Origin of the sequence: Streptomyces sp. R35 (genome assembly GCF_041053035.1) — a bacterium.
Classification (GTDB): Bacteria; Actinomycetota; Actinomycetes; order Streptomycetales; family Streptomycetaceae; genus Streptomyces; species Streptomyces lutosisoli.
On sequence record NZ_CP163440.1, the window covers coordinates 6,846,696 to 6,869,257 of the forward strand.

General features: G+C 71.2%; 23 protein-coding genes. 13 read left to right on the forward strand and 10 right to left on the reverse strand.

The window, feature by feature from the left end:
- From AB5J50_RS31195 to AB5J50_RS31205, 3 genes are all read right to left on the reverse strand, one after another.
- Positions 1-492, reverse strand: a complete 492-nt coding sequence (locus AB5J50_RS31195) for a succinate dehydrogenase hydrophobic membrane anchor subunit (protein WP_369261460.1) — start codon at positions 490-492, stop codon at positions 1-3.
- A gap of 5 nt (positions 493-497) precedes the next feature.
- Positions 498-878 (reverse strand): succinate dehydrogenase, cytochrome b556 subunit, encoded by a 381-nt coding sequence (sdhC, locus tag AB5J50_RS31200; protein ID WP_369261461.1) that lies wholly within the window; start codon positions 876-878, stop codon positions 498-500.
- A gap of 233 nt (positions 879-1,111) precedes the next feature.
- Entirely contained in the window at positions 1,112-1,714 is a 603-nt protein-coding gene (locus tag AB5J50_RS31205) for a 2-oxo-4-hydroxy-4-carboxy-5-ureidoimidazoline decarboxylase (RefSeq protein WP_369261462.1), read from the reverse strand.
- A gap of 298 nt (positions 1,715-2,012) precedes the next feature.
- On the opposite strand from AB5J50_RS31205, the gene AB5J50_RS31210 reads away from it, so the two are divergent.
- The 6 genes from AB5J50_RS31210 (at position 2,013) to AB5J50_RS31235 (ending at position 7,908) form a co-directional block, all read left to right on the forward strand.
- Positions 2,013-3,614, forward strand: a complete 1,602-nt coding sequence (locus tag AB5J50_RS31210; protein WP_369265565.1) for a family 20 glycosylhydrolase — start codon at positions 2,013-2,015, stop codon at positions 3,612-3,614.
- Between the two features lie 137 nt (positions 3,615-3,751).
- Positions 3,752-4,549 carry a DUF4328 domain-containing protein gene (locus tag AB5J50_RS31215; RefSeq protein ID WP_369261463.1) on the forward strand — a complete coding sequence of 266 codons (798 nt, stop codon included), beginning with the start codon at positions 3,752-3,754 and terminating at the stop codon, positions 4,547-4,549.
- Between the two features lie 132 nt (positions 4,550-4,681).
- A complete protein-coding gene (locus AB5J50_RS31220) occupies positions 4,682-5,182 on the forward strand; it encodes a hypothetical protein (protein ID WP_369261464.1) in 501 nt (166 codons plus the stop codon).
- Positions 5,183-5,269: 87 nt separating this feature from the next.
- Complete coding sequence (locus AB5J50_RS31225; protein ID WP_369261465.1) at positions 5,270-5,833, forward strand: hypothetical protein; 564 nt, start codon at positions 5,270-5,272, stop codon at positions 5,831-5,833.
- 120 nt (positions 5,834-5,953) lie between these two features.
- Positions 5,954-6,334, forward strand: a complete 381-nt coding sequence (locus tag AB5J50_RS31230; RefSeq protein ID WP_327431164.1) for a hypothetical protein — start codon at positions 5,954-5,956, stop codon at positions 6,332-6,334.
- A 101-nt stretch (positions 6,335-6,435) separates the two neighbouring features.
- A complete protein-coding gene (locus AB5J50_RS31235; protein WP_369261466.1) occupies positions 6,436-7,908 on the forward strand; it encodes a DHA2 family efflux MFS transporter permease subunit in 1,473 nt (490 codons plus the stop codon).
- 201 nt (positions 7,909-8,109) lie between these two features.
- On the opposite strand, the gene AB5J50_RS31240 is transcribed toward AB5J50_RS31235, so the two are convergent.
- Positions 8,110-10,845: an FG-GAP-like repeat-containing protein gene (locus tag AB5J50_RS31240; protein WP_369261468.1), complete on the reverse strand. Its 2,736-nt coding sequence runs from the start codon at positions 10,843-10,845 to the stop codon at positions 8,110-8,112.
- A gap of 89 nt (positions 10,846-10,934) precedes the next feature.
- A complete protein-coding gene (locus tag AB5J50_RS31245; RefSeq protein ID WP_369261469.1) occupies positions 10,935-11,147 on the reverse strand; it encodes a hypothetical protein in 213 nt (70 codons plus the stop codon).
- A gap of 244 nt (positions 11,148-11,391) precedes the next feature.
- Here AB5J50_RS31245 and AB5J50_RS31250 point away from each other — a divergent pair, with 244 nt between their 5' ends.
- Positions 11,392-12,228, forward strand: coding sequence for a DUF2690 domain-containing protein (locus tag AB5J50_RS31250; RefSeq protein WP_369261470.1), 837 nt, complete (start codon positions 11,392-11,394; stop codon positions 12,226-12,228).
- Between the two features lie 28 nt (positions 12,229-12,256).
- Here AB5J50_RS31250 and AB5J50_RS31255 read toward each other — a convergent pair whose 3' ends face one another.
- The 3 genes from AB5J50_RS31255 to AB5J50_RS31265 form a co-directional block, all read right to left on the reverse strand.
- On the reverse strand, positions 12,257-13,138 hold the full coding sequence (locus AB5J50_RS31255) for a hypothetical protein (RefSeq protein WP_369261471.1): 882 nt from the start codon (positions 13,136-13,138) through the stop codon (positions 12,257-12,259).
- An 87-nt stretch (positions 13,139-13,225) separates the two neighbouring features.
- On the reverse strand, positions 13,226-13,621 hold the full coding sequence (locus AB5J50_RS31260) for a hypothetical protein (protein WP_369261472.1): 396 nt from the start codon (positions 13,619-13,621) through the stop codon (positions 13,226-13,228).
- A gap of 129 nt (positions 13,622-13,750) precedes the next feature.
- The gene (locus tag AB5J50_RS31265; RefSeq protein WP_369261474.1) at positions 13,751-14,608 is read right to left on the reverse strand and encodes a helix-turn-helix domain-containing protein; all 858 of its coding nucleotides are present in this window, start codon (positions 14,606-14,608) and stop codon (positions 13,751-13,753) included.
- A gap of 303 nt (positions 14,609-14,911) precedes the next feature.
- Between AB5J50_RS31265 and AB5J50_RS31270 the strand changes: the two genes are divergently transcribed.
- Entirely contained in the window at positions 14,912-15,805 is an 894-nt protein-coding gene (locus tag AB5J50_RS31270; protein WP_369261476.1) for a hypothetical protein, read from the forward strand.
- A 112-nt stretch (positions 15,806-15,917) separates the two neighbouring features.
- Here AB5J50_RS31270 and AB5J50_RS31275 read toward each other — a convergent pair whose 3' ends face one another.
- Positions 15,918-17,012, reverse strand: a complete 1,095-nt coding sequence (locus AB5J50_RS31275; RefSeq protein WP_369261477.1) for a hypothetical protein — start codon at positions 17,010-17,012, stop codon at positions 15,918-15,920.
- Between the two features lie 298 nt (positions 17,013-17,310).
- Between AB5J50_RS31275 and AB5J50_RS31280 the strand changes: the two genes are divergently transcribed.
- The 5 genes from AB5J50_RS31280 to AB5J50_RS31300 all read left to right on the forward strand — a co-directional run bounded on the left by AB5J50_RS31280 (position 17,311) and on the right by AB5J50_RS31300 (position 21,483).
- Positions 17,311-17,748, forward strand: coding sequence for a hypothetical protein (locus tag AB5J50_RS31280; protein ID WP_369261479.1), 438 nt, complete (start codon positions 17,311-17,313; stop codon positions 17,746-17,748).
- A 131-nt stretch (positions 17,749-17,879) separates the two neighbouring features.
- Positions 17,880-18,497 (forward strand): RNA polymerase sigma factor, encoded by a 618-nt coding sequence (locus AB5J50_RS31285; RefSeq protein ID WP_369261481.1) that lies wholly within the window; start codon positions 17,880-17,882, stop codon positions 18,495-18,497.
- 54 nt (positions 18,498-18,551) lie between these two features.
- On the forward strand, positions 18,552-19,295 hold the full coding sequence (locus AB5J50_RS31290; protein ID WP_369261482.1) for a hypothetical protein: 744 nt from the start codon (positions 18,552-18,554) through the stop codon (positions 19,293-19,295).
- A 428-nt stretch (positions 19,296-19,723) separates the two neighbouring features.
- A complete protein-coding gene (locus AB5J50_RS31295) occupies positions 19,724-20,386 on the forward strand; it encodes an RNA polymerase sigma factor (RefSeq protein WP_327431176.1) in 663 nt (220 codons plus the stop codon).
- Entirely contained in the window at positions 20,386-21,483 is a 1,098-nt protein-coding gene (locus AB5J50_RS31300) for a hypothetical protein (protein ID WP_369261483.1), read from the forward strand. The genes AB5J50_RS31295 and AB5J50_RS31300 overlap by 1 nt, the downstream gene beginning before the upstream one ends.
- A 272-nt stretch (positions 21,484-21,755) precedes the next feature.
- Here AB5J50_RS31300 and AB5J50_RS31305 read toward each other — a convergent pair whose 3' ends face one another.
- Entirely contained in the window at positions 21,756-22,559 is an 804-nt protein-coding gene (locus tag AB5J50_RS31305) for a L,D-transpeptidase family protein (RefSeq protein ID WP_369261484.1), read from the reverse strand.
- Positions 22,560-22,562 lie beyond the last annotated feature (3 nt).

The window sequence follows — 22,562 nt, forward strand, 5'->3', positions numbered from 1 at the left end:
CTAGCGGATGTTCGGGTCGAAGGTGAAGATCACCAGCGTGCCCAGCAGAATCGTGAACACCGTGGCGGTGTACAGCAGGCCCTTCAGCCACAGGCGCGTGTTCGCGCGCTCCGCGTAGTCGTTGATGACCGTACGCAGGCCGTTGGCGCCGTGCAGCATGGCGAGCCACAGCATCGCGAGGTCCCAGGCCTGCCACCAGGGGGACGCCCAGCGGCCGGCCACGAAGGCGAAGCCGATCTTGGAGACGCCGCCGTCCAGGACGAGCTGGATGAGCAGGTGGCCGATGACCAGGACGACCAGGACGATGCCGGACAGGCGCATGAAGAGCCAGCCGTACATCTCGAAGTTGCCGCGGGTCGACTTCGGGGTCTTCTTGGTGCGCTTGCGCGGGGCCTCGATGAGGGGGGCCGGGTTGTCGACGCTGTACGACGAGAACTCGCCCGCGCCCTCGACCGGTCCGATGCCGGAGGCGGCGGTTTCAGTGGTGGACATCTGCGTCAGCTCCCGAAGACTTCGCGGAATGCGTGACCGAGGACGGGGTACAGGGCCCCGATCATCAGCACGACCCAGATACCTACGACGGACCAGAGCATCTGCTTCTGGTAGCGCGGTCCCTTCGACCAGAAGTCGACGGCGATGACACGCAGGCCGTTGAGCGCGTGGAAGAGGATGGCGGCGACGAGGCCGTACTCCAGCAGCGCGACGATCGGCGTCTTGTACGTGGACACGACCTTGTCGTAGTCCTCGGGGGAGACACGGACGAGAGCGGTGTCCAGCACGTGTACGAACAGGAAGAAGAAGATGAGGACGCCGGTGACTCGATGAGCCACCCAGGACCACATTCCTTCCCGGCCGCGGTACAGCGTTCCAGCCGGCACGGAAAACCCTCCGGGAGCGGGGATTGGGGCCGCGCCGGCTTCGGTGTCGGACGGGCCCGGCCGGGTACGGTCCACCGGCCCCGGCCATCGTAGCGACGACTTGTCGGAACGCTTACAGCGGCCCTATCTATGTGATCAAACTGGCAATCAATCAGGCACGTTCGGGCTATTACGGGCGCGGTGGATGGGCGGGTGCGGGTTCGTAGTGGTTGCTCGCGCAGTTCCTCGCGCCTCTAAAGGGGCGCGTAGGCGCGTCGCACCAGACGGGCCAGGCGGCCCTTCGCCAGGCGGCGCAGCTCCTCCGCCGTGATGATCCGTTCCTCCTCCGGATCGTTTGTCAATCGTGATCGGATGCCGGCGAGTACCTGGTCCAGGGCTTCCGCCGGGGCGAAGTCGTCCAGGCAGATCACGAACACATGCCCGAAGCGGCTTTCGTACGCGGCGTGCGCGGCGCTCAGTGCGGTGTGGGCTGCGGAGTACGCGCCGTCCGGGAGCAGCGTGAGGGACTCGCCGGCCAGCGCCTCGGCGACATCGGCGGGGGTCAGGTCGTACGCCGCCTCGTCGGCCGCGGCGAGCAGCGCGTCCAGGTCCGGGTAGGGCCGGTGGTCGGCCAGGCGGTGGGCCCAGCGCAGGCTGCGGCAGCAGGTGAGGAGGGTGCGCGCGACCGCGTCGGCGGGCGCGGAGTTGAACCGCTCCAGGCGGGCCGGGGACGGCGCCGCGCTCTTCTGCTCGGGGAGGGCGACCTGGCCGGGGAGGCGTGGGAGACGGTGCGAAGGCAGCGTGGGTCCTCGGCGGTGGGATGTGGGATCCGGATCCGGTGACGCCTGGATGAGCATCTCGCGGACTCGGTACGTGTGATTCGGCAGGGGAAGAAGTGAGAGTTGTGCCGCTCACGCTATCGAGGAGTGTCAGGAGCTGTCCGACGGATGCCCGAATTTCACCCGCACGGGAGAGTTTCAGAACGTGTGGTGGACGGTGAAGGTGGGGACGGGGGCTTAGGTTCGCCGAGGGATGTGCGGCAGCTGTGCGGCACATGTACGACCTGAAGTGGACCTCGAACGGCGAAGTCAGGGGCGTGATGCGGTGAGCACGGGAAGGCGGCGGGCGTCCGGGCGGCGCAGGCCGTGGGCGGTGATGGCCGTGGCGGGCGTGGCTGCGGCGGGGGCCGCCACAGCGGTGGCCGTCGCGGTGTGGCCCTCCGGCGACGACGGCGCGCCGACGGGGGCGCGGGTGCCGTCGGCCGCCACGTCGGCGACCTCGCCCGCCGGCTCACCCAAGGCCACTCCCTCTTCCTCCCCCTCGCCGACCCGGACGTACCCGCTGTCCCGGACCCCGCGCACCATTCCCGCCGTACGTCAGCACACCCCGGCCCGGGGTCCCGGCTGGCGCCCCGCGGCCGGCGCCCGCGTGGTCGTGGACGACGCGAGCCTCGCCGACGAGGGGCGGCTGCTCGCCGGGGAGCTCAAGCTGACGTACGCGGGGCAGACGGATGCCAGGGACGGCGATGTCGAGCTCGGCCTCGACGACGGGACCGCGGGACCGGAGTCGTACACCCTGACCGTCAAGAACCGGCGGGTCACCATCACCGCCCCCGACGACGCGGGCGTCTTCTACGGCACGCGCACCCTCAAGCAGGAGGTGCACGGGGCCTCCACGGCGCCCGAGGGCGTCGTACGCGACCGGCCCGCCAAGCCGCAGCGCGGGTTCATGCTCGACATCGCGCGCAAGCACTTCACGGCGGGCTGGATCGAGGACCGGGTCCGGGAGCTGGGCGACCTGAAATTCAACCAGCTCGGGCTGCACTTCTCCGACGACCAGGGCTTCCGTATCCAGTCGGACACGCACCCCGAGATCGTGTCGCAGCCGCACCTCAGCAAGGCCGAGGTCCGCAAGATCATCGCCCTGGCGGCCGCCCGGCACATCACCGTCGTCCCCGAGATCGACTCGCCCGGCCATCTGGGCGCTGTCCTCGCCGCGCACCCCGAACTCCAGTTGCGCAATGTGTCGGGGGTCGCCACACGCGGGGCCGTCGACATCTCCAAGCCCGCCGCCGCGGACCTGATCGACGACCTGCTCGACGAGTACGCGCAGCTTTTTCCCGGCGCCTACTGGCATATCGGCGGCGACGAGTACCAGGCGCTGACGGTGGCGAACCCACAGGCGTCGTTCCCGCAGCTGGCCACCGCGGCCAAGAACACCTACGGCGCGGGCGCGACCGTCGCCGACCTGGCGACCGGCTGGCTCAACGACCGCGCCGAGGTGGTGCGCGGGCACGACCGGACCCCGCGGGCGTGGAACGACGGGTTCTTCCGCGGGGGCACGGTCCAGGCCGACGGCGCTCTGCAGGTGGCGTACTGGACGGGCAAGGAGATCGGGGCCCGGCCGCCGGTCGAGTATCTGAGCGCGGGGCGCAAGCTCATCAACTACAACGACGAGTTCCTCTATTACGTCCTCGGGCAGCCGCAGACCTTCGTCTATCCGACCGGGCAGCGCATCTACGAGCAGTGGACCCCGCTCGTCCTGCGCGGCACGGCGGCGGTCCCCGCGAAGTACGACGGGCAGATCCTCGGCGGGACCTTCGCCGTCTGGTGCGATCGCTCGGGCGCGCAGACCCAGGAGCAGGTGGCGGCGGGGATCCGTATGCCGCTGCGCGCGACGGTGCAGAAGCTGTGGGATCCGCGCAAACCGGCGCTGTCCTGGGCGGACTTCAGGGGGCTTGCGGACCAGCTGGGCTGAAGGCGGGTGGATCTGCCGGGCTGAATGGGCTGGACGGGCGGGTGCGCAGAACCGTATGTTCCGCGTGCCGAGCGTGAGGCCCTGGGGAGGGGCGCGCCCGGCTTTCCGTTCCTGAACCCGTGGGGGGTCCCTCAGCCATGCTCTGCACTCATTGCCGGCGCGTCGAAGCGACGGCTGGGGACGGCCTCTGCGACGTCTGTATCGTCGCGACGGCCGACCTCCGGCCGGGGAGCTCGTCGGGGACCCCCGCCCAACTGCGCTCGCCCGTCGGCCTCGGGCAGGCCACGGTCGTCATGCTCGTCGTGTCGGCGGCGGCCGGGCTCTTCGCCCTGTACGCGATCCTCCCGTCGTACGACATCCTCAGCGCCGTTTCCGACGGTGCGTACCAGGAGACCTCCGGCGAGAAGCTGGACGACGCGGACCGGCTCCTCACCCTCGCGGGCCGGCTGCAGTTCATCCTGGAGATCGCCACCGCCGTCGTCTTCATCTGCTGGTTCCACCGGGTGCGGGTGAACGCCGAGGTGTTCGGGCCGCAGGACCAGCGGATGCGCCGCGGCTGGGCGATCTGGGGCTGGTTCGTGCCGGTGGCGAACCTGTGGATCCCGCGCCGGATCGCCGCCGACGTCTGGGACGCGAGCGCGCCGCTGCCGACGCTGTCCCTGGAGGACGGGTCGCGGATGCCCTCGTCGCCGCACTACCTCCTCAACTCCTGGTGGTCCCTCTGGGCGGCCGCCGCCGTCACCGACCGGCTGTCCAGCCAGTCCATACGGCGCGCCGAGGCGCCGGCCGAACTACGGTCGGCCCTCGGCCTGATGGGGGTCTCCGAGGTCCTGTGGATCACGTCCTCCGTCCTCGCGGTCATGTTCGTACGGCGCCTCACCCGCATGCAGAACGAGAAGGCCCTGCGCGGCCCCGCCGCCCGCGTGGCCGTCTGAGGCGGACGCACCCGTCCGGCATGGACGTACCCGTCTGGCGCGGACCGATTCGTCCGTTTCCCTGGCCAACTCCCGCACCCCTGTGGTGTATTCGGCGCGAGCCGCCGAACCGAGACACCGGGGGGAACGGGCATGGGCTACTGGGGGTACTACGTGGTGGGCAGAAGCGAGCGGCCGCTCGCGGAGCTGGACGCGCTGGCGGGCGCCCGGGGCATGGAGCGGCGCACCCTGGCGCCCGGCGGGTGGCAGGTGTGGGAGTGCCCGGGCGGCGACGGCGACATCGGGAAGATGAGCACGCTCGCCCGGGAGACCGGCGCGCCCGCGCTCTTCGGGTACGTCATGGACAGCGACTGCGTGGCCGTCGAGGCGGCCGCGCCGCACAGCGGTGTGTGGACGGCGTGTCTGGCGCGGGAGGCGATGGCCGGGTACGTCGGCGGCGAGGACGAACTCGGCGTCGACGACTACTTCCTCGAACCGGCCGACGCCGCCGACCGGGCCGTCGCCTGGGCCGCCGAAGCCGGGCACACCGTGGCCGCCCAGCCCCTCCTCGACGTACTGAACGCGGACCCCGACCCGTTGGCCGAAAACCTCTTCTTCCGGCTGCTCGACCGGCTCGGCGTGGTGCCGCTGTGACACTCCTGGACCGTTGCACGCAGTAAGGGGAAGTGCGGGCTCCGTTAGGGAAGAGGCGCCCTGTCGAGGGATTTTTAGGGAGACGTGATGAGCCTGGTGGAACTGATCGCTCAGGCCGACGAGCGAGGTCTGGCGGCGAGCGGTCTGGCTTGTTTGGATCGGTGCCTCCCTCTGCTGGGCGGCGACGACGACATCCTGCGGCCCCTGTGGGCGAGCCTGGCGGAAGGGAGCGCGTGGGGCGAACGCCTGGAGCAGGCGCGCGCCAAGCTGGACGCCGACGTCCCCGAGCCGGCCGTGACCGACGAGGACAAGGCCGCCGTACTCACCCGCCGCATGCTCGACGCCGTCCCCGCCGAGCTCACTGCCGTCGAACTGCGCCTCTGGGCCGACGCCTGTTCCGTCGCCGCCCTCCAGGTCCACCGGCACCTCGACCACGCCGACGACGCCGAGTCCTGTGTGACGGCCCGTCGCGAGGGCCGTACGGACGGCATGTCGCCGCTCGTCGCCGCCGAACTGCGCCGCCAGGTCGCCATCCTGGAGCTGCTCGCGGGCCGCGGCGCGGGCGGACTCAGGCCGGCCCTGGACCTGTCGACGGAGGGGCGGCGGGTGCTGAGGGCCGTGGTGTCCCGGAGGGCGCGGGGTAAGGCGTAAACCAGATGGGCTGAGGGGTTCCTGTGAGCGTCCTGGGAGGGAGATGGCGGTCCTGAGCCGGTGTCGCGAACTCTCCTGCTGACGCGTGACGAATCCCGCCCGGAGCACGCTCTTCCGAGTGTGAACGCAACTCAAGCAACCAGACCCTCAGCCGCGACCAAGCCCGTGCGCTGGGCCGCGGACGCGGTCGCGACGATGCGTGAGGGCGCCCGGCTGCGCCTCGACTACTCGGCGCAGAGCTTGTGGCGCCTCGACCGGATGATCGAGGAGATACGCCGGGACGGGGCGCCGTACGACGCCGTCGGGACCGTGCTGCGCGGCTTCGGCGCGTACGCCGGTGAGGTCGTCGCGCGGCACACGGGCGCGGAGTGGTGGGAGACCGGCGGCGAGCACTGGCTGCGCACCCCCGACGGACGCCTGTGGGACCCGGTGGAGGAGGCCCGCCGCTGTTACGCGGGTGACGGTTCGCTGCGGTTGTTGTGCCGGGAGGCCATGCGCTGACCGTTCTTGGCCGAAATTACCGGCTCTTAAGGTACGCGACCGTTCCCAAACGGTGGGCTCCGGAGTGAACATGGGGGCAATTGCCGGACCCGGGAGGCCTCGTGGCCGAGAACCGCCGTTGGTGGGCGCTGGTTGTCATCGCGCTCGCGCAGCTGATGGTCATCCTCGACATGACCATCGTGAACATCGCCCTGCCGTCCGCCCAGACCGACCTGAACATGTCGGACGGGAACCGGCAGTGGGTGATCACGGCGTACACGCTGGCCTTCGGCGGACTGCTGCTGCTCGGCGGCCGGGTCGGCGACCTCGCCGGGCGCAAACTCGCCTTCATGACCGGGCTGTTGGGATTCGCCGCCGCGTCCGCGCTGGGAGGTGCGGCGACCGGCTCCGGGATGCTGTTCGGGGCGCGCGCCCTCCAAGGCGTGTTCGCGGCGCTGCTCGCCCCCGCCGCCCTGGCGCTGCTCACCACGACGTTCACCGATCCCAGGGAACGCGGCAAGGCCTTCGGTGTGTTCGGCGCGATCGTCGGCGCGGGCGCGGCGATCGGGCTGCTCGCGGGCGGCCTCCTCACCGAGTACCTGGACTGGCGCTGGTGCCTGTACGTCAATGTCCCGATCGCGATCGTCGCGTTCGCCGGAGCGTGGGTGCTGCTCGACAGCGGCGGCCGCCGCGAGGACGCGCGCCTCGACGTGCCGGGCGCGCTGCTCGGCTCGGCCGGAATGCTCTCGCTGGTGTACGGCTTCTCCGAGGCGGAGTCGCGGAGTTGGGGCGACGCTCTGGTCCTCGGGCTGCTCGCCGCCGGGGTCGTCCTGCTCGGCCTCTTCGGGCTGTGGCAGACCCGGGCACGGGTGCCGCTGCTGCCGATGTCGGTGGTGAAGGACCGGCAGCGCGTGGGGGCGTTCCTGACCATCCTCTTCGTCACGATCGGGATGTTCGGCGTCTTCCTCTTCCTCACGTACTACTTCCAGCGCGTCCTCGGGTACTCGCCGCTGAAGACCGGGCTCGCCTATCTCCCCATCACCGTCGGCATGATCACCGGCTCGACGCAGATCGCGGCCCGGCTGCTCCACCGGGTCCCGCCGCGCACCCTGATCGTCCCCGGACTGCTGCTGGCCGCCGGCGCGCTGGCGATCATCGCGCAGGTCGGCGTGGAGCCCGCGTACGCCTCCCACGTCCTGCCCGGCATGCTGATGCTCGGCCTCGGCATGGGCACCGCGATGATGACGTGCGTCTCCCTGGCCACCGGAAGCGTCGCCCCGCGGGACTCGGGCGCGGCCTCCGCCACCTTCAACACCGCCCAGCAGGTGGGCGGTTCGATCGGTACGGCGCTGCTGAACACGATCGCCGCGAGCGTGACGACCCGCTACGCGACCGCGCACGCCGGGCCCGGTGTCGACCGCCGCGCCCTGGCCTCCCGCGCCGCCGTCCACGGCTTCAACGTCGCCACCTGGTGGGCCATGGGCTCGCTGCTGCTGGCGGCGCTGATCGCCGCGCTCGTGGTGGACGCGCACCGGGTGCCGGTGCCGGAGGAGCGGGCGGCACCGGTGCCGGAGCCGGTGGAGAGCACCAGCTGACTCCGCGGACCCCGGAAACGCGTAACGGCCGGGGCCTTGTGCCACCGCACAAGGTCCCGGCCGTGTGGCCCTCCCGCCGCAGCGGTCCCGGGGGGAGTCGGAGCGGCCCGGCGGGAGGGCCGGAGGGGGTGTGGACGCTTTCCGGCCGTGGCCGAAACCACCCACACCCCTCCAGCGCACCCGGCGCCGGGGCTGTCACACTTACGGCGCCAGCGTCTGCCCCAGGTGCGCCCCCGTCGGCGTACCGAGCTGCGTCTTGCTGTAGACCGCGCCCTGGGTCAGGCCGAGCCCCGTGCTGTTGCTGGGCACGTACAGCAGGATGCCGTCGCCGCCGTCCTCGCCCTCGGTGCCGAGGATCAGGTCGGTGCGCCCGTACCCGGACAGGTCGGTCAGGGAGACGGCCGAGCCCAGCTTGTCGTCGGTCTCGGTGTTGCCGGGGACGCCCGAGGTGTCCTGCGAGACAGCGATCGCGCCGGAGCCGGTGAGGCCCGTGGAACTGCCCTTCAGGAGCAGGGCGGTGCCCGCGTTGGAGCGATTGACCGAGTCCCGCGTGATGTCCTCGTTCGGGGCGCCCGCGACGACGTCCGCGTAACCGTCGAGGTTGTAGTCGCCGACGGAGACGGAAGACCCCAGTGCGTCGCCGGACTCGTTGCTGCCCGGAACACCCGTGGTGTCCTGCTGGATCGTCGTCATACCGGTGGTCGTGAAGCCGGTGGCGGTGCCGGGGACCATGGTGACCTGGCCGCCGGAGACGGCGCCGGACTCGGAGGTGTACGGCTGACCGATGACGAGGTCGTCGTAGCCGTTGCCGTTCACGTCACCGGCAGCGATCGAACGGCCGCCCTTGACGCTGAGGGTGGACACCTTCGTGAGGCCCGACGCGCCGCCCTTGAACCAGGTGACCCGGCCGATGCCGCCCGCGTCACGGTAGTTGAGGGCCACGTCCGCGTAGCCGTCCCGGTTGAAGTCGCCGGTGGTGGCGTCGGCGTACGCGATCGCGCTCGTCGAGGCGGTGAGGGTGCCGGTCTGGGTGGCGCCGCCGGTCAGGCGGACGTTCCAGCTGCCGCCGTTGCCGGTGCCCGCGGCGAAGACGTCCGCCTTGCCGTCCGCGTTGAAGTCGCCGGCCGTGACGGCCGAGCCGAGCTTGGCGCCGGCCGCGGTGACCGTCGAAGTGGCATACGAGAAACCGGTGTTGAGCGCCGGACCGTACAGGACCGTCACGGAACCCCGGTCCGTGTTGCCACTGGTGTCGTCCTCGCCGGGTGCGCCGACCGCGAGGTCCGCGTAGCCGTCGCCGTTGACATCGCCCCACGCGGTGGCGGCGCCCCAGTTGTCGCCCGCCTCGGAGGAGCCGGGGACGCCCGCGCTGTTCTGGGTGAGCGACACCTTCGACGCGGGGACCGGGCCGTTCAGGCCGCCCGGGACCAGGGTCACGCTGCCGACGCCGCCCGATGCCTTGGGCGTACCGGCGACGAGGTCGCTGACGCCGTCACGGTTGAAGTCGGCCGTCGGGATCGCGGAGTTCTTGCCGGCGCTCGCCGCGTACCGGCGGATCTCGGCGAGCTTCGGGTAGAGGTTGGCGCCGGGGCAGGCGGTCGCGTTGGTGTCGCGGTGGCCGAAGACCGTCGGGAGCGTGATCGACGTGCCCTTGTCGACGAGGTTGCCGTCCTGGCCCTTGGCGCTGCCGGACACCAGCGTGACCTTGCCGTTCGGGTCGACGCCGTACATGCCGAACTTCCAGGCGACGATCCGGGATATCGCCTCCAGGCCGGCCCGGCTCGGCTTGGCGGTCTCGTAGTTGCCTATGTACGAGATGCCGACCGTGTTGGTGTTGAAGCCGACGTCGTGCGCGCCGATCACCGGGAGGTCCATGCCGCCGCTGCGGCCCTCGAAGATCTGGCCGCACCTGTCGACGACGAAGTTGTAGCCGATGTCGAAGAAGCCGCGGGAGAAGTGCTCCTGCTGGATGGTGCGCAGCCGGGCCCGGGACTCACCGCAGGACAGCTTGTTGTCGCTGTCGACGCCCGTGTGGTGGACGACGGCCGCCTTGATCTCGGTGCCGTACTCGGGGGTGCCGTCGTAGTCGGTGGACGCGCCCCACTCCGCCTGCGTGATGACCGGCGGCTTGACGACCGTCGAGGGGCGGGGAGCCGGGACGGTGTCCGAGGGGGAGGGCGTCGGGCTCGGGGGCTCCGTGGTGGCCGGTGCCGTGTCGGTGGGCGACGCGGTGTCGGTCGGGACCGGCGAGTCGGTCGGCGTCGCCGTGTCCGTGGTCGCCGGGTCGGTCGGTGCCGGCGAGTCGGTGGTCGCCGGGTCGGTCGGCGTCGCCGTGTCCGTGGCCGCGGGGGTCGTCTCCTCCACCGGGAGGGTGTACGCGGCGGGCTCCGTGCCGTGCCCCTTGGTGACGGGGTCGGTGCCGGGGTCGAGCAGCCTGACGTCCATCCCGCCCGGCTGGCCCTTCGCCGCCGTGCCGTCGGCGCCGATCACGCGCACCTGGACGCCGTCCGCGTCGCCGGTCCACACGGACGCGGTGCCGCCGCGCGTTCCGGCCCGCTCGGCTTCCTTGCCATCCGCCGAGAACGGGTCGTCCGGCAGCTTCTGCCAGCCCGACCACTTGCCGGTCTCCAGCGCGCGGTAGCGCACCTCGGGCGTGCCCTTCGGCTTCGCGTCCGGGTCGCTCCAGGTCAGCAGGACGGCGCTGAAGCGGTCGGTGGCCTGCTGGGGAAGCCCCTTGCGGCCCGACCCCTCGTCCTTGAGTTTCAGTGTGTGCGTTGCGGCCTTGCGTGAACCGGCCGCCTTGTCCGCCGGATCCGACGACGGATTCGCGACGGCGTACGTGACGATGCCCGCGCCTCCGAGTACGACCGCCCCTACCGTGATCCACGCCCTCCGCTTCAGACTCAGCGGTTTGTACGCATGGGTCGTCCTGCGACTCAACTGCCCCACCCCTAGAAATGGTTAACAAGAGCCCCACCCGTCACAGGGGGGCCTGCTTACCAAGCGCACAGCAAACGCAAAACATCACGTCAGGCGGATGCGCTGTACATCACGCCCGGGTTGCGCGGGATCACGTCCGGTCCGCAGTAGGCGCCGCTCTCCGTCACGACTCCGCCGGGCCCGCCGTTGAGCGTCAGGACCGTCCCGTCGCCCGCGTTCTCGCCGTCGCCGCCGAGCGCGAGGTCCGGCGTGCCGTCGCCCGTCACGCGCAGGCCGCGCCGTACGTCGTGGCACCGATCCACGGTCGCGCCTCGAAGTCGACCTCGAGTTCACCGGTGTCGGCAATCCCGAGCAGCTGCCCAACGACTCGCGACGTCGGGACAGCCCTTGGTTCCGGCGGGCCACCGAGGGCTGGAGGTGCCACAGGAAACATGCAGGCAGCACACAGAAGGCGGTTCTCGCGGCGTCTTAGGATGAGCGCGTTCATGACTGGCATGAGCATGAGTAGACGTGGGAGTGCGGGACCAAGTGGACCGTGCAGGGGGTGTGAGCAGCGCATCCATGGCGTCGGCCGAGCGGCTGGCGGCGGAGCTGCTCTCGTTGAAGAAGGATTCCGGGCTCAGCTTTGCCCGGCTCAGTGAGCGGACCCATTACGCGAAGTCGTCGTGGGAACGGTGGGTGAACGGCAAGCAGTTCCCGCCCCGGGCGGCCGTGGAGAGCATCGCCCGGCTGTGCGAGACGGATCCGGAGCCGTTCCTGGACCTGTGGGACCGGGCGGACGAGGAACGGTTGACGCCGGCCGCCGAGAGCTCGACCGAGAGCTCGACGGAGACTCCGGCCGACGGCCACGCGGACGTTGCAGAAACCATTCCGCGCCCCCTCTGGCGCCGCCCCGTCTTCTGGGCCCCGGCCGCACTCGCGCTGACCCTGGCCTTCGGCGCCGTCGCCCTGGCCTTCGCCGCCGGGACGTTCGGGGAGGCGAAGCCGCAGGCCGCGGCGCGCCCGGTGGAGACCGCCGGCCCGGCAACCGGCTGCACGGGCAAGGCCTGTGAGGGCAAGGACCCGAAGAAGATGAACTGCGGAGCCGACGCGGTCACCGTACGCACCGGAGCGATCCCCAAGGACCTGGTGATCGAACTCCGCTACAGCAGGGCCTGCAAGGCGGCGTGGGGCCGCATCTCCTTCGCGGAGGTCGGTGCCACCGTCGTCATCAACAACTCGGACGGCGCGGCCGCCGCGGATGTCGTGCACTTCGACAGGGACGTGTACTCGCCCCTGATCGCCGCCCCCGACCACGGCTCCGTATGGGTCTGCGCGGCGCTGCCCAAGGACGGCCCGCACAGTTGCACGGGGCGTTTCATCCCGAGCCAGGAGGAGCACTGATCCCGGGCTCCGATCTCATGGCGGGCGCTCACAGCTTCGGGAACGAGATCCGGATCCGATAGCGCTTCTCCAGCTCGTGGATCTTCTTCGGGAGTTCCGACCGCACCTTCGCGATCTCCGCGGCGTGTGCGGCCCGGAACTCCCGGCTGAGCTGTTTGCGCAGGGGTTCCCGGACGGCTTCCACGGGCTTCATGCAGGTGGCGTATACGCCGGCCAGCTTGCGGCTTCCGGCGGAGTCGCCGACTTGCTGGCGCTTGTCGACCAGCGCGAAGAAGGCGTTTTCGTCCTTGGCATCCAGATCGTGTTCGGCGACGCAGTCCGCGAAGCCGCGGTAGGCCCGCCGCACCTCGGTTTCGTGGCCGAGAGACGAGACCTGTCGCATCCACTCGGACTGCAGCGGGGCGTAGACCCCCTGGAAGTCCCGTGCGACGGCGCGTCCTTCGGTCAGGCACCCCTGGAGTACCGGGCTCGGTGTGGCGGGCGCGTCGCCCGGGTGCGCCGTGGGCGGCGCACCGGGGACGAGGTGGCCATCGTCGAAGCCATGGACCCGGAGGAATGCCAGGTCGGGCAGATCGCTGGAGCGGATGAACAGGGGAGGCGGCGCATCCGGCACGGTCTCGCCGTGCTTCCGTGCACAGCCGTTGATCGCCCAGGCGGCGGCCAACCTGCCGAGGGCATCCAGGCCTTGTGTCCCACGGGACTCCTCGCCGGTCACTGGCAGCACCATGGAGGTGACGTCTGCCGGCACGGCGTACGACACAGCCGCGGGACGCACCGAAGTCGCCCCCCGCGGCGCCTCCGGTGCGTCCCCCGGGCTCGAACACCCGCTCATGGCGGGGAGAATGATGATGGCCAGCAGGGCGAGGAGCGGACGGCCGCGGCCGTGCGCGCATCGAGCGGTGCGAGACATGGTTCGCGGTACCTCCAGGACGTTTCAGGATGTCGAGGGACTGTCCGCGGGCGCCGCCAGGTGCGGAGCCCACGGACAGCCGCGATGTCAGTGCGTGATGACGACGGTGTCGCCGCTCTCGTTCCAGCTGGTGACACCGAACGCACGGCCGCTGGTGAGGTCGGAGACCAGGACGATCGAGCCGAGGGAGTACGAACCGTCGTAGATGTAGTGGTATCCGGACGCGCCCTCGGTCCACGCGCCGGAGGAGTTCTTGTACCACCCCTCGTACCACTCGGCGCCCCGGCCGTCGTTGTCGTGGGCGTAGGTGAGGTTCAGGTCCCGGCAGCCGCTGGCCGCCTTGTACGCCACCGTGTAGGGCGAGTACAGGCCGGTCGTGAGGGTGGTGGAGACGCACCCGGAGGCGGACGCCGTCGGGGCGGCGGCGAGCAGTGAGGCCGTGGCGACACCGGCAGCCGCGAGAGCGGCCAGGGACTTCTTCATCGGTTGCTCCTGAAGGAAGGCGAGCGGTGCGATCGGCCTGGTCAGGCCGTGCGGACGGAAGACTGACATGCGCCCCGCGACCCTGTATTGGACGAAATCGAGCAGCGGTGATCTTCCGTTCGGTTCAGCTCAGCCGGCCATCCACACACTCGTGTTCGCCCTGGCGGCCAGGAACCGGCCCGGAGGCATCCCCGTCATCGCCTTGAACTCGCGGGTGAGATGCGACTGGTCGTACAGCCCGCACGCGAGGGCGGCGTCGCTGGGCCTGCTGCCCGCGCTCAGCATCCGGATCGCGCGGTTCAGCCGCAGCACCCGGGCGAGCCGTTTGGGGGTGAGCCCGATCTGCTCGCGGAACCGGGTCTCCAGGTGCTTCAGCCCCCATCCCGTCCTGGCGGCCAGCTCGCTGATGCGGATCGTTCCGGCGGTACGGGTGAGGGTGTCCCACGCGTTCAGGACGGGCGCCGACGGCGTACGGGACGCGCCCGCGGCGGCCGTCCAGCCCAGCAGGGCGCGGTCCAGTATCGCGAAGCGTTCCTGCCACTCGGGCGCGGCTTCCAGGGCCTCGCCGAGACGGCGGAAGCGCGGTCCGAGCACCTCGGCGGGGTCGGTCACGGTGTCCGCCAGTTCACCGAGGGCGGTGTCGCCGAGGAGACGGTGGGCGGCCCATGGGGCGAGGGTGATCTCCACACCCTGGAGATCGCCCGCGTGCCCGATGACGCGGGCGCGGCTGTGCAGACCGGACACCACCGAGCGGTGCCGGGAGTCGGCCGGGGCCGTGTCGCCGTGCCGGCCCGGGTGGCCGACCCGTAGCTCACCCCCGAAACCGATCAGCAGGGACACCGTCCCCCTCGGCACCACCAGCCGCTGCTGCGGCACCCCACCGGTCAACCGGAACCCGCGATAGCTGCCGATGCCCGGCCGCAGCCGAGTATCGGGTCGTGCGTAGATCCTGTCGCAGTTGCCCTGTTGGCACACTCGACGTCTCACGTTCGTCCCCCTTGGACCCGGGACCGTCCCGGGGCCGATTTCCACTCTCGAAGGGGCGGCGGGGGTGTGCCAGAGCCGCCGTCGTCCCAGGGACGCCGAGGGACGTCCCTCGGCTCTGAGCTGCGAGGATGCGGTGGCACTGCGGCGTCGCAGGGACGCGCGCGCTGAGGCCTCGGTCCGTGCCGGGGTGGTGGCGTCGGGTCGCCTGGCGATGGCGTTTGCCCTGAATGTCCGTACGATCGCGACCGCGCCCCGAGCTCATGTATAACCGGGCCCCTTCATACGGCACGGGAGATCCAGGACATGAGAGCTTGCTTGGGACGCGCGGCGTTGGCCGGTGTCCCGCTGTGCGTGGTGCTGGTCGGCTGTTCCGCCGGGGGCGGGGCGGGGGAGTCGGCGAAGGGCGCGGATTCGGTGGATTCCGCGGTCCGGGCGACCCCTGACGCGAAGAGGGAGCGGCTGCCCGCGGCGCCCAGGACGCCCGGGGAATTCCTCGGGCGTGCCGGGAAGGCGATGGACGCCGAGAGCGGGTGGACCTTCGCGGTGAAGGGGAACGAGGGGCTCGTACTGCAGGGGCAGACGAGTGCCGCTTCCTATACGTCCACGGTGCGGCGGACCCGGGATCCCGAAGCCCTTCACTCGACGGGGACCATCGTCAGCAAGGAGGCGGGCAAGCCCGAAGAGGTCTTTGTCGTCGGGGGAGTCGGCTATGTGAGGGAGGGCGGGGCGGGCGCCGGGTGGAAGAAGGGGCCCGTCTCCGACCCGGACATCGCCAACAAGGTGGAGGACCCTGTGGACGCCCTTGAGGCGTTCGAGAGTTACGCCAAGGCGGGCGAAGGGGCCGTCGAGGTGGTCAAGGCGGATGGCAATGTGCGGCTGCAAGTGCAGGTCAGATCAAGGCGGTTGGCCGAGGTCAAGAACCGTCCCGCCGTCGAGAAGGCGGCACGGGAACTGGAACCCACCCTCGCGCAGCTCCGCAAGGCCGGGGTCACTGCGGGCGAGGAACAGATTCTGCTGAACCGTCTCGACGAGGTGCTCGTCCTCGACGCGAAGACCTTCCGGATCACCTCCCACCGTTTCGAGTGCAGCTTCCTGATCCCTTACCAGGGGCGGACCATCGCCTACAGCCAGAATGTGCGTGAGGAGAACCGCGGGGTGTTCGACGGGGGCATCCGCCTTCCGGCGGGCGTGAGTTGACCGTGGCGTACGGCGAAGAGAGCGTTCACCGTCCCGGTGAGGCGTGGCGTACGAAGTGCCGAGCCCTGGGCGCGCCCCGAACTCCCAAGGGGGCGCGCCCACCGGCCTCAGGTCAGAGAACCTGAAGCGCGAGCTTCCCGCTCGGCGCCACCGTGACGCGCTGCGCGGTCCACGTGCCGTCGGCCGACGGGCCCACGACGACCGCCCCACCGTCCGGGACCTGCGCGATCTGCGGCTCGGCGGACTCCAGCAGCGTGCTCGGCGCGCCACCCTCCAGCGGAGTGGCCAGCAGCGGTCCGCCGGGGCCCGGAGCCGTCCCGTACGGCGGCCGGTAGGACGTGAGCAGCCACTCGCCGGCCAGGCCGACGAACGCGGTGCCGGTCGACGACTGCGGCACGGTCACCGCGGTCTGCGCGCCGGCCGGGTCGTCGCGCCGTACGACCCGGGCCTGGGCCGCGCCCTCGTGGTAGACGGCGATGTGCGTGGGGGAGAGCGCCGCCTGGAGCCGGAGCGGGTCGTCGTCCGTGGCGTGGGTGCTGACCTCGGTGATCGCGCCGGTGGTGAGGTCGAGCACCCCGATGGCCGTCGCGTGCCGGAACCGGATGAGCGCGGAGTTGTCGTCCCCCGCGAGCACCGTCTGCTCCTTGTGGAAGAACTGGCTTCCGGGCGGGTCCACCGGAAGGTCGCTGACGATCGCTCCGGTGTCCGACACCCGCAGGACGTGCAGGCGGACGGCCTGCCACACCTCGTTGTACTCCTGCGTGATCAGCGTGGAGCCGAAGGCGGCGGCGACGTACTGCCCGTCGGGCACGGTGACGTCGATCGCCGCGCCGGTCGCCGGGTTCAGCAACCGGGCCTGTCCGCCGGCGTACTGCTCCGAGGCGAGGACGGTGTCGCTGCCGGTGCCGTAGTACCCGTACTCGCCCGGAAGCGCGCCGCTGTAGGTGTCGAGCGTCCGCTCGGTCCCGTCGTAGCCGCGCCAGGTGTACGGGCCGGGCGAGCCGTCGGCGTTGGCGCGGCGGTGCAGACAGCCGGAGTCTCCGGCGGCGTAGAGCGAGTCCTGCACGTACTGGACCGCTTGGGTGGGCTTCGAGGCGACAGCGGTGCGCGCACTGACGGTGTCGGCCGACGCGCTCGCGTGGGGTGCGACGGCGATCACGGTCGCGGCGGCCAGAGCGAGTACCGCCAGCGGGTGCCTCAGGGGCATGCGGACCTCCAAATGGTGTGCGGGAGTGGGCAGTTGGCACCGGTGATAACACGCCGCACTGTCGCACTTCCATTCGAATGGCATTTCTCGCACATGCCGCATCGGCTATCAAACCGCTCGCTCGGGAAATGCGGGCGGACGCTTGAATTGGGTGAATGGTTGTACGAACTCGAGAAACTCTTCGCATGACACATGTCACTCCAGCCACATGTGATGTCCCACGTCCTTGTTCCGCTGGGACTGGTGGACCGGGACGTGACCGCGCCCCGGACGCATGGCGACCAGGGGGTGGGGACTCATGGCGGAACAGGCATCGGCCGAGCTGCGGATGCGGCGGCACGCGGAGCTGTTCGTGCGGCAGGCCACCGCGCGCAACCGGCTGCCACTGGACTACTCCGTGAACAGCCTGCGGGTGGTCGACTTCATCGTCGACGGCCTGCGGAAGGGAAGCCCCGACCGCGGCAGCGTCCAGCAGGTGCTGTTCGGGCTCGGCGCCTACGCAGGCGAGGTGCTCGTGCGGCGCGCCGGGGCCCAGTGGGTCGAGTTCGACGCCGGTCAGCGGGAGCTGTTCGGCCAGCCCGTCGGCGTACGGATGCCCGACGGACGCGCGTGGAACCCGCTCGGCAAGGTCGTGAAGCGCTTCGAGGCGGGCGAGCTGGAGTCCGTACGGACCTTGTATCTGCAACTGCATGGGCGAACGGCCCCGCGGCCCGCCTGTGAGAGCCGGTCCGCGTGAGGCGGCAAGGGTTCCTGATGCACTGTGACATTTCTGTGAGGCCCGACGCTGATGACCATGGGGGCGGCGACACGGCAGACCGTGTCGATCGGTGTTGATTTCGGGCGAACTCGGTGCGAACGAGGACAGTGTTGGGCCAGGGAGGGGAACCCCGCCGCGTGCAAGCGTACGACGGGGAGCTGGGCGTGGCCGTCGCGCGGGCGCAGGAGGGTGACGAGGCCGCCTTCGCGGTCGCGTACCGGATCGTGCAGCCCGGACTGCTCGGGTATCTGCGCGGAATCGTCGGCGACGACGCGGAGGACGTGGCGTCCGACGCGTGGCTGGAGATCGCGCGGGACCTCGGACGCTTCCGGGGTGACGGGGCGGGGTTCCGCGGCTGGACCGCGACCATCGCCCGGCACCGGGCGCTGGACCATCTTCGGCGGCTGAAGGTACGGCCCCGGGGGACCGCGATCGAACAGGACGTACTGGAGCTGCCCGGCAGACACAGCACGCACGACCAGGCGCTGGAGACCCTCTCCACGGAGTACGCCCTGGAGCTGGTCGCGCGGCTGCCGCGCGACCAGGCCGAGGCCGTGCTGCTGCGGGTGGTGGTCGGCCTCGACGGGCCGGCGGCGGCGCGGGTGCTGGGCAAGCGCCCGGGCGCGGTGCGCACCGCCTCGCACCGCGGGCTGAAGAACCTCGCGCGGCTGCTCCGCGCCGAGGGTGTGACGGATGAAGGACCCCAGACGCTGGGGGAGTCGAGATGAACGGCAAGAAGTCGACGAACGGCAGGAAGCCGTCGGGCAGAGAGGGAACCGGACATGGGTGAACGAGACAGCGACGGCGGGAACTCCGGCCGTCGGGTCGCGCACCCGTCGGGTTCCGCGAGTGAAGAGCCCGCCCTGGAGGTGCTGCTCGCCGCCGTGATGCGCGGCGGGGCGCACGACGCCGAGGCCGAGGCGCAGGCCGTCGCGGCCTTCCGTACCGCGCGGGACGGCGGCGCGCACGCCGCGCGCACCCGGCGGCGGGACGACTGGCGGCCGCGCGAGCAGCGGCGGGTGGGCCGCTCGCTGAAGGCCACGCTCGCCGTGCTGCTGGCGAGCGTGACGCTGGGCGGGGTCGCCGTCGCGGCCATCGGTTCGTCGTCCGACGACGACACGGACGACCGGGGCGGGAGCAGGAACCAGCCGTCCAGCAGCGCCCCCGACCGGTCCGCCGTCGAGCCCACGGGGCCCGCGGGTTCCGGTTCCTCCGCCCCCGCGCAGGCCGGCCCTTCCGCCCGCCCCTCCGAGGCTCAGGACACCGAGGCCCACTGCCGCGCGTACGAGAACGTCAAGGGCCGGGGCAGTGCCCTGAACTCGACGGCCTGGCAGCGGCTGATCACCGCCGCGGGCGGCGAGGGCAACGTCGCGGCGTACTGCGCCGAGCAGTTGGGTGAGGACACCGAGCCCACGGACACGAACACGAAGAAGGCGGACAGCACGCCGAGCCCGGCCGCCACGTCCGCGGCCACCTCGCCGTCGTCACCGACGCCGAAGCCGACGAAGTCCAGGGGCAAGCAGTAGAGAAGTCGAAGCGACGAGAGTTCCGAGGGCCCTTCGGGGCCCTTCCGCGTACCCGCTGGGACCCTTCGGCGTACCCGACGTACGCCCGCCCCTCCTCGCCGATGGCAACGGCCGGGGCCGCCACCCCCCACAGGAGAGGCCCCGGCCGTCGCGCGGCACGGGCCGCGCGGCGGCCCGTACTCTCTACAGCGCCACGGCTGCGTTTTGTGTCACACCTCGCTCCGTCACGAGGTAGTTGCATGTTGTACGGACATGGACGGGGAGCGGTTTCACGTCGTAACGTGCCATTCGCGCCGGGTGCGGAAGATGCATGACCACCGCAACCACTTGCGGTCTCGGGACCGCAACCATCGATTGACGAACCACGGCGGCGAGGACCCGGTCCGCGAAAGCGGCGCCGGCTGAGGCGCAGGGAGAGGCGCGCGCGGGTGCTGGGGGACGACGCGGAGCTGACCGCCGCGGTGCTTGCTGCACAGGACGGGGACGAGACCGCGTTCCGGACTGTGTACCGCGCGGTGCACCCACGGCTGCTCGGATACGTACGGACGCTGGTCGGCGACCCGGACGCGGAGGACGTCACGTCCGAGGCCTGGCTGCAGATCGCCCGTGACCTGGAGCGGTTCAGCGGCGACGCGGACCGGTTCCGCGGCTGGGCCGCCCGGATCGCCCGCAATCGCGCCCTCGACCACATACGGATGCGCGGGCGCCGCCCCGCGATAGGCGGCGACGAGACCGAACTGACCGGCAAGGCCGCCGAGTCCGACACCGCGGGTGAGGCGATCGAGGCGCTGGCCACCGACAGCACCCTCTCGCTCATCGCCCAGCTCCCGCAGGACCAGGCGGAGGCCGTGGTGCTCCGTGTGGTCGTCGGCCTCGACGCCAAGACCGCGGCCGAGACCCTGGGCAAGCGCCCCGGCGCGGTCCGCACGGCGGCGCACCGAGGTCTGAAGCGGCTCGCGGAGCTGCTCGGCGAGGATCCGGAATCCGCCGGCGCGCTCGGCGCCGTTCCCCCACAAAGAGGATCGCGCATACGCGCGGTGACGTCCGCGGGTGTGACGCATACGCGTTCGCGGACGCAGAAGGACATGTGATGGCCGACGAGCAGTACAGGTGGCTGGACCGCGATGCCGCGGAGCGTTTGTTGCGCGGAGAGCCGCTGGAAGCCGTCGACGCCGACACCCGCGACCAGGCGGACCGACTCGCCGACGCCCTTGGTGCACTGGCCGCCGAAACGGCGCTGACCAGCACCGAACTCCCCGGCGAGGCCGCCGCGTTGGCCGAGTTCCGCAGAGCGCGCACGGGCAAGAACGGCGAGCAGGCGCAGCTCGGCCGACGCGGTCTGACGCGTCCCGCCGCCCATGCCTCCGACGCCGGTCTGGTACGTCTCGGACGCCCGGTGCCGGGTGGTCGCCGGGCCCGTTGGGGTCGCCCCACGCGCTTCGGGATCGCCGCGGCGCTGGCCGCCGGGATGATCGGCGGGGTCGCCGTCGCGGCCGGAACCGGAGTGCTGCCGACTCCGTTCCGTAACGACAGACCGGGCCCCGCTGCCTCGGTCACGGCCGCCGGAACACCGGAACGGCCGCTCGTCTCGCCGTCGCCCGGAGCCTCCAAGACCGACGGCTCCCAGTCCCCGATGCCCGACGGCAGCACGAGCGGCCCGGCCGACGAGGGCTCCGCGAGCGACGAGGCATCCGGTGGCACCGCCGCGAGCGGGCAGCCGGGCTCGGGCAAGACGGGGGACGCGGATCGCTCGGCCGCGTGGTGGACCAGGACCCGCTCGTACTGCCGCGACGTCCTCGACGGCAAGGACCTGGCGGCCGGCCGCCGGCGCGTCCTGGAGGACGCCGCGGGCGGCGGCAGCCGGGTGAAGTCGTACTGCCACGGAATCCTGGGGCAGACCCAAGGCGGCTCCGGCGACGGCCAGAGCGGCAACGGGGACACGAACGGCGGCAACCAGGGGTCGGGGCAGGGCTCGGACCAGAGCGATCAAAGTGATCAGGGGGGCCAGGGTGGTGACGACGACGGCAACCACATACTGCCGGGCGGCAACGACCACCGCGGCAACGGCGGCATCCTCACCCCGTCGCCCTCAGCGTCGGCCCTGAGCCCGCTGCTGCCGAGGAAGACGGTCGCGACTCCGACGCCGTCCCCGACGTACAGCGCTCTGGCGCTGCTCACCGGCCACTGAACCGCGCACAGCACCTCTCCGGCCTGTCTCTGACGCGGCTCTGACCTGCGGTTTCGTATTTCTTGGAACTTTCTTCGGCCCGGGTGTGACGTTTTCGGCCGCCGTGACGCAGTAAGGGGTGAGCCGACTGGTCATCGGCCGTCGCGCTGAGCCGGGGTTCCCCCCGTACCCATGGCTCGGTGCACATTGGCGCGGGCGGGACACGTTCCCCCGGTCCCGCCCGCGCCCCACTCTCCCGCTCCGCTCTCCTTCTCCGCTCCGCGCCGGGTCCGTCACCAGTAGACGACGACCTTGTCACCCGTGCGGACCTGCGCGAACAGCGCCGCGATCTTCCCCTCGTCCCGGACGTTGACGCAGCCGTGCGAGGCGCCGTAGTAGCCGCGGGCCGCGAAGTCCGAGGAGAAGTGGACCGCCTGGCCGCCGCTGAAGAACATCGCGTACGGCATGGACGTGTGGTAGATCGTCGACACGTGGTAGCGCGACTTGAAGTAGACGCTGAACACACCTTCGCGGGTCGGCGTGTACTGCGAGCCGAACCGCACGTCCATCGTCGAGACCGTCTTCCCGTCGATCATCCAGCGCAGCGTGCGGCTCGTCTTGCTGACGCACAGCACGCGGCCCGTCATACAGCGCGGGTCCGGCTGCGCGGCCGGCTGCCCGCCATACGGGTACAGCTCCCACTGGGCCGGCTTGTGCGTCATCTTCTTCAGCCGCTCCCAGGTGACGGCGTCCAGTTCGCCGGTCTGCGGCAGCCCGCGCTTGCCCTGGAAGCCCTTTACGGCGGAGGCCGTCGCGGAGTCGTACGTCCCCGTCGGCGCGGTGATGAGCCAGGCGACCTGGTGCAGCCGGGCCTGCACCTCGCGGACGTCCGTGCCCTTGTCGCCGGAGGACCACAGGACCTTGGCGGCGGCGGGGGCGGGCTTGTCGTCCTTGTCCTTGGCCGTCGTCGTGGGCGTGGGGCTGGTCGAACCGTCGGTCCGCACGGCCGGCGGAGCCTTCCCGTCGGCGTCCACGGCCTGTGCCGTACAGCCGCTCACCGCGGCGAGAACCGCGAGGGCGGCCAGCGATCTCTTCATACC

Excerpts from the sequence above, each read along its gene's own strand:
- AB5J50_RS31195 (WP_369261460.1), bottom strand. The coding sequence starts at position 492 with ATGTCCACCACTGAAACCGCCGCCTCCGGCATCGGACCGGTCGAGGGC.
- AB5J50_RS31205 (WP_369261462.1), bottom strand. The coding sequence starts at position 1,714 with ATGCTCATCCAGGCGTCACCGGATCCGGATCCCACATCCCACCGCCGA.
- AB5J50_RS31210 (WP_369265565.1), top strand. The coding sequence starts at position 2,013 with ATGGCCGTGGCGGGCGTGGCTGCGGCGGGGGCCGCCACAGCGGTGGCC.
- AB5J50_RS31215 (WP_369261463.1), top strand. The coding sequence starts at position 3,752 with ATGCTCTGCACTCATTGCCGGCGCGTCGAAGCGACGGCTGGGGACGGC.
- AB5J50_RS31220 (WP_369261464.1), top strand. The coding sequence starts at position 4,682 with ATGGGCTACTGGGGGTACTACGTGGTGGGCAGAAGCGAGCGGCCGCTC.
- AB5J50_RS31225 (WP_369261465.1), top strand. The coding sequence starts at position 5,270 with ATGAGCCTGGTGGAACTGATCGCTCAGGCCGACGAGCGAGGTCTGGCG.
- AB5J50_RS31255 (WP_369261471.1), bottom strand. The coding sequence starts at position 13,138 with ATGTCTCGCACCGCTCGATGCGCGCACGGCCGCGGCCGTCCGCTCCTC.
- AB5J50_RS31260 (WP_369261472.1), bottom strand. The coding sequence starts at position 13,621 with ATGAAGAAGTCCCTGGCCGCTCTCGCGGCTGCCGGTGTCGCCACGGCC.
- AB5J50_RS31270 (WP_369261476.1), top strand. The coding sequence starts at position 14,912 with ATGAGAGCTTGCTTGGGACGCGCGGCGTTGGCCGGTGTCCCGCTGTGC.
- AB5J50_RS31275 (WP_369261477.1), bottom strand. The coding sequence starts at position 17,012 with ATGCCCCTGAGGCACCCGCTGGCGGTACTCGCTCTGGCCGCCGCGACC.
- AB5J50_RS31280 (WP_369261479.1), top strand. The coding sequence starts at position 17,311 with ATGGCGGAACAGGCATCGGCCGAGCTGCGGATGCGGCGGCACGCGGAG.
- AB5J50_RS31290 (WP_369261482.1), top strand. The coding sequence starts at position 18,552 with ATGGGTGAACGAGACAGCGACGGCGGGAACTCCGGCCGTCGGGTCGCG.
- AB5J50_RS31300 (WP_369261483.1), top strand. The coding sequence starts at position 20,386 with ATGGCCGACGAGCAGTACAGGTGGCTGGACCGCGATGCCGCGGAGCGT.
- AB5J50_RS31305 (WP_369261484.1), bottom strand. The coding sequence starts at position 22,559 with ATGAAGAGATCGCTGGCCGCCCTCGCGGTTCTCGCCGCGGTGAGCGGC.